The 4,914-nt window shown below is 72.4% G+C and carries 4 protein-coding genes and 1 pseudogene; 3 read left to right on the top strand and 2 right to left on the bottom strand.

All coding sequences use genetic code 11. The annotated features are described in order from the left end of the window. Window positions 1-662 (top strand): annotated as a pseudogene (locus tag ACYVE9_RS15605) (hypothetical protein); the annotation flags it as partial. 101 nt (window positions 663-763) lie between these two features. Here ACYVE9_RS15605 and ACYVE9_RS15600 read toward each other — a convergent pair. Beyond that, the gene (locus tag ACYVE9_RS15600) at window positions 764-2,134 is read right to left on the bottom strand and encodes an ABC transporter substrate-binding protein (protein WP_461028450.1); all 1,371 of its coding nucleotides are present in this window, start codon (window positions 2,132-2,134) and stop codon (window positions 764-766) included. Between the two features lie 171 nt (window positions 2,135-2,305). Between ACYVE9_RS15600 and ACYVE9_RS15595 the strand changes: the two genes are divergently transcribed. Then, complete coding sequence (locus ACYVE9_RS15595) at window positions 2,306-2,752, top strand: SCO4402 family protein (RefSeq protein WP_461028451.1); 447 nt, start codon at window positions 2,306-2,308, stop codon at window positions 2,750-2,752. A gap of 31 nt (window positions 2,753-2,783) precedes the next feature. Then, on the top strand, window positions 2,784-3,656 hold the full coding sequence (gene purU / locus ACYVE9_RS15590; protein ID WP_461028449.1) for a formyltetrahydrofolate deformylase: 873 nt from the start codon (window positions 2,784-2,786) through the stop codon (window positions 3,654-3,656). Window positions 3,657-3,704: 48 nt separating this feature from the next. Here the strand turns inward: purU and ACYVE9_RS15585 are convergent. Continuing rightward, window positions 3,705-4,914: zf-HC2 domain-containing protein (locus tag ACYVE9_RS15585; RefSeq protein WP_461028448.1), on the bottom strand; the 1,210-nt coding region annotated here is incomplete at its 5' end.

The following is a 4,914-nucleotide window of genomic DNA, read 5'->3' as shown; positions in this document are numbered from 1 at the left end:
AGGGGCGGGGCCGGGCGCTGCCCGGGCGCCGCAAGCCCAGCCCGATGGTGATGGGCGCGGTGGGCGTGGTGGCGATCGTGCTCGCCGGGCTGATCGTCGGCGCCGCCCTGGGCGGTGGCGACGACTCCGAGGACACGACGCCCGCCGGACAGAAGGGCGAGCCCTCGGCGCCTGCCGAGGACGAGCAGTCCGAGCCTCCGGCCGACCCGGTGGAGGCGCAGGCCAAGTCGCTGGATTCCCTGCTGGCGGACAGCAACAACAGCCGGGAGGCGGTGATCCGCTCGGTGGAGAACATCCGCAAGTGCGAGGACCTCGACACCGCGGCCAAGGACCTGCGGGACGCGGCGAAGCAGCGCAACGAACTGGTCACCCGGCTCGGGGAGCTGGACATCGACCAGTTGCCCGGCCACCAGAAGCTCGCTTCGGAGCTGACCAAGGCGTGGAAGGCGTCGGCCTCCGCCGACGACCACTACGCGGCCTGGGCCGACCAGGTGGCCGGCCCCCGCGGCTGCCCCGACGGAGCGGCGCGGAGCACCGGCCGGCAGGCGAAGGGCAACCGGGCCAGCGGCGACGCCACGGCGGCCAAGCAGAAGGCAGCCGCGCTGTGGAACCCGACCGCGAGGAAGTACGGCCTCGACGAGCGCCAGCCCACCGAGCTGTAGGCACACCGGGCTTCACCGGCCCCACCGGCGCGTCCTGAGTCCCGTGGGCCCGGCACGCGCCGGTCAGCGGGCGCCCGGGGAGTCGGGCGCCACCGGGGCGGTCAGCCGCCGACGATCGCCTTCTCCAGCGTGGGGCCGATGTCCACCGGCTCGTTCCGGGTGGTGACCAGTTCGCCGTCCTGCACGCGCTGGAAGCTGACCATGGAGTTCACCAGCCGCGGATAGGACCGGGCCGCGAGCAGGTCCTCGTAGCGCCAGCTCAGGTCGGGAGTCAGACCGCCGGTCGGCAGCGGCGCGCCGGTGTCCAGCGCCCGTTGCAGCGTGCGCGACGTCACCGGCTTGCCGGCGAGCGACTCCAGCGTGGACCGCAGCACCGTGTACGCGACCCAGGTGGTCTGCACACCCGGGTCGGCCGGGTCGATGCGGTTGTCCCCGAAGGCGTGCTCCTGGATGACGTGCTTCATCTCGTCCCAGGCGGGATCCCGGGACGGCGGGTACCAGCCGGTGACGTAGCTGCCCTCGAGAATGCTCTTCCGTCCGCCGGTGCGGTCCACGAGGGACTGCTGCACGCTGCCCAGCACCGAGGCGAAGCCCACCTCGGAGCCGTCCTCCAGGGCCCTCGCGAAGGAGTCCAGGAACGCACCGGTCCGCCCGCCGAGCGCGGCGCTGACGCAGGACGGTGCGACCTCGCCGCCGTCGCCCCCACCGTCGTCCCCGCTGTCGTCCCCGGTGGTACCGGCTTGCGAACCGGGGGCGGTCCCGGCACCGGGCAGGGAGCCGCCGGGCGCGGTCCCGGCGTCGCGCAGTGCCTGCTTCGCCTCGGCGGTGTAGTCCGTGGAGTCCTCCGGGACGCGCACGTCGGTCGCCGGGGTGCGTTCGCCGGCTGCGAGCCCGGCGTTGAACAGCTCGGGCAGCTCGTCACCGGCCAGGGTGTCGGGGCGTACCAGAGCCACGCGCTCGCACACCTTGGACAGTTGCTGCCCGCTGCCGGCCAGCAGCGCGGGCTGACCGCCGTTGACCGGGTACGAGAGGGGGCTGGTGAACTCCTCCTCGGTGACGCCGTAGCCACCGAGGTAGGGAATGCCGTCGGCCTCCAGCGAGGACATGAAGACGTGGCTGTGCTGGCTGTAGGAGCCGACGACGGCCACGGCGCCCTTCTCGCGGGCCTGCCGGGCGCAGCGGGCGGCGATCACACTCTCGTTGCCCTCGTTGCAGGTCACGACCCGCAGCTCCCGGCCGTTGATGCCGCCGCCGGCGTTGACCCAGCGGGCGTAGGCCTTCGCGAGGGCGGGGACCCCGGGCATGTTGGTCGCCTGCGTCTTCACCGGGGCCCAGGTCATGACGGTGATGGGCCCGGAGTCGGCGGAACCGCCGGTGGGGCCGCCGCAGCCGGTGAGCAGTCCGCCGCCGAGAGCGGCGGCGGCGAGGGAGGCGGTGAGCGGACGGAGGCAGGAACGGCGCCATACGGTCATGTCCGTGCACCTTGCCCGCCGGGCCGTAACGGACCAGCGACGAACACGGAACGCAGAGTGACTGACGGGTGAACAGCGGCCCCGTCGGTCGGCGCCCCCGAGGGGAACGTACGATCGACAACCGTGCAAGCTCAGGAGAGGTCTTCCCGTCGCGGTGGTCGTTCCAGCACCATGGACGGCATGCCGGTCAATGACATGCCGTGGTGGCGCTGGCGCAGTAACGTGCGCTCGGCGCTGCACATGCTCTCCGATCCCGTCTTCCAGCAGGAGTGCTGGCTGGCGGGCCGCCCCGGTTACGGTGACGTCACGGACGCCGTCTACCGACTCGTCGAGGACACCTGGCTGGACAACTGGTCCGCCGAGAAGTACGTCGGCACCATCTTCCGCGACGCGCAGGAGGCGGCGCTGGTGGACGCCGCGGTGCTGCGCGTGCTGCGCATCATGCACCAGATCGGCGCGGACGCCCCCGTCGCCTCCTACCTGGAGCACCCGGCCTGGCCGGACGCGGTGCAGGCGGCCCGGCAGGCGCACGTGCTGCTCGCCGCCAACGACGGCCACAACCCGGACGAACCACCCACCTCGCTGGACGTGCTCGCCATCATGCTGCGCGCGGTCTGACCTCGTCCGTTGATGTGCCACCCTGGTGCGCATGAGTTCGCCGTCGCCCGCCGCCGCTGACCAGTACGTCCTCACGCTCTCCTGCCCGGACAAACAGGGCATCGTGCACGCGGTGTCCAGTTACCTCTTCATGACCGGCTGCAACATCGAGGACAGTCAGCAGTTCGGCGACCACGACACCGGCCTGTTCTTCATGCGGGTGCACTTCAGCGCGGAGACACCGGTCACCCTGGAGAAGCTGCGGGCCAGCTTCGCCGCCATCGGCGACTCCTTCCACATGGACTGGCAGCTCCACGACGCCGAGCAGAAGATGCGCGTCGTGCTGATGGTCAGCCGGTTCGGCCACTGCCTCAACGACCTGCTCTTCCGCAGCAGCATCGGCGCCCTGCCGATCGAGATCGCCGCGGTGGTCTCCAACCACCCCGACTTCGCCGAACTCGCCGCCTCCTACGACGTGCCGTTCCACCACATCCCCGTCACCAGGGAGACCAAGCCGCAGGCCGAGGCCGAGGTGCTCCGGCTGGTCCGGGACGAGAACGTCGAACTCGTCGTGCTCGCCCGCTACATGCAGGTGCTGTCCGACGACCTGTGCAAGGCGCTGTCGGGCCGCATCATCAACATCCACCACTCCTTCCTGCCGAGTTTCAAGGGCGCCAAGCCCTACCACCAGGCGCACGCCAGAGGCGTCAAACTGATCGGTGCCACGGCGCACTACGTGACCGCCGACCTCGACGAGGGGCCGATCATCGAGCAGGAGGTCGAGCGGGTCGGACACCAGGTCACGCCCGAGCAGCTCGTCGCCATCGGCCGGGACGTCGAGTGCCAGGCGCTGGCCCGTGCCGTCAAGTGGCACAGCGAGCACCGGGTGCTGCTCAACGGCAGCCGCACCGTCGTCTTCGGCTGACGACTGGACGACTGGACGGCTGATGCCGCCCTGGAGCCCCGGGCGGCATCAGAGCCGGGACAGTGAGGCGGTCGCCAGCAGGACGTCGCGGATCGCCTCCTGATCACCCTCCGCTCCGGCTGCGGCGTCCAACGGCGGCACGTGCCCGGCCGCCAGCTGGCAGAACTCCGTTCCGTCCAGGGCGACATGCGCGACGGCCCGGTCCGGTGACGGCACGGTGCCCGGCGAGTCGAGCGGGATGTACCAGTGCCCTCCGCCGCTGCCCTCCACTTCCAGGTGCAGTGTGCGCCCCGGTGCGCCCGCGGTGGTCAACTGCCGTGGCGGGGGCGCGAGTCCGGCCCTGCGGCGGCCGGCGAGGACCTGCGGCAGCATGCGGGCGGCAAGATCGACGAGCTGCCTGAGGTCACCGCCGGACGGCGGTTCGTGCGGGTAGTCCACCGCGTCGGCGATGTCCCCGGCGTGCACCCAGCACTCGAAGGCCCGGTCCAGGAAGGCGTCGCGCAGCGGCAGGCCCAAGCCCGGCACCGCCCGGTCGGCCGCGTCGTCGGAGGCGAAGGACACCGTGCGGACCAGCGTGTGTGTCTGACGGCGCCACGGCCCGTGCAGCGTCCGGCCGTCCGGGACGCCGGCCTCCCAGTACGTCTCCGTCCTGCCGGTCGGATCCAGCCTCGCGGCGCCCGAACCCAGCGGGTCCGGCAGCCCCAGGGCACCGCCGACCAGCCCGTCCACGGCCATCAGATGGCCGATGACCCCACCGACCGTGGTGACCCGCTCCCGCTGCTGCCTGCCGTCGAACCACCGCAGCCGCACCGGCGCCCGCCACTCCGCCTCGGCCATGTCGTGCAGCAGCGCGTCGAGCCGGGCCGTCTCCGCGTCGAAGGGGGTCGCCCACTCGGGTACCGGAATCCGGGCGGGGCGCCGGTCCAGGCAGCCCGCCAGAACCCGCGAGCGCAGCATCGGGTCGAGGTCGAGGCTGTCGTCGGTGTGCAGCAGCCCGACCGCGTCGCGCAGCCGCAGCGCCTCCTCGGCGCAGCTCGCGCAGTCCGTCAGGTGGGCTTCCACGACGTCGGCCTCACTCGCCGAACACGCCGACAGCGCCCACGCGCCGAGCAGCGACTTGAGCAGCGTGTGGTCGTAGCCGTCCCGGCTGCCCGGGCTGTGCCCGTCACCGGCGGGCTGCTCGAAGCCCTCCGGGCCCGTCGTCACCGCCGCGCTCCCCGGCACGTCACCGGACCGGGGGCCGTCGGGCCCGGCGCTC

It is taken from the genome of Streptomyces sparsus (assembly GCF_054776295.1).
The sequence above is the reverse complement of the archived record's forward strand: the minus strand, read 5'-3'. Positions and strand labels throughout refer to the sequence as shown.